The organism is Dactylosporangium aurantiacum (genome assembly GCF_000716715.1).
Lineage (GTDB): Bacteria > Actinomycetota > Actinomycetes > Mycobacteriales > Micromonosporaceae > Dactylosporangium > Dactylosporangium aurantiacum.
The window spans coordinates 1-229 of sequence record NZ_JNYJ01000211.1 but is presented as its reverse complement, the minus strand read 5'-3'; the positions used below and the strand labels follow the sequence as shown (position 1 = coordinate 229).

Annotated in this window: 1 protein-coding gene; it reads right to left on the bottom strand. The window is 65.5% G+C overall.

Annotated elements, in window-relative coordinates:
* On the bottom strand, positions 1–229 hold a 229-nt coding region (locus tag OP18_RS50950; protein WP_033368087.1), incomplete at both ends, for a glycoside hydrolase family 11 protein.

Here is a 229-nt window from a genome sequence, read left to right as displayed (position 1 = left end):
TGATGGTGCCGCCGGTGCGCTTGCTCTGCCGGACGCTCCAGTACTGGTAGAACGTCGCCGTGCCGATGATGGACGGCTGGTTCACCCGCTGGGTGCGGTAGATGTCGTACGTGCTGCCGTCGGTGGTGACCGAGCCGAGGCGCTGCGCGCCGGTGCTCGGGTTGTAGTTGCCGAAGTTCTCCACGACGTAGTACTCGATGAGCGGGTTGGTGGTCCAGCCGTACAGCGC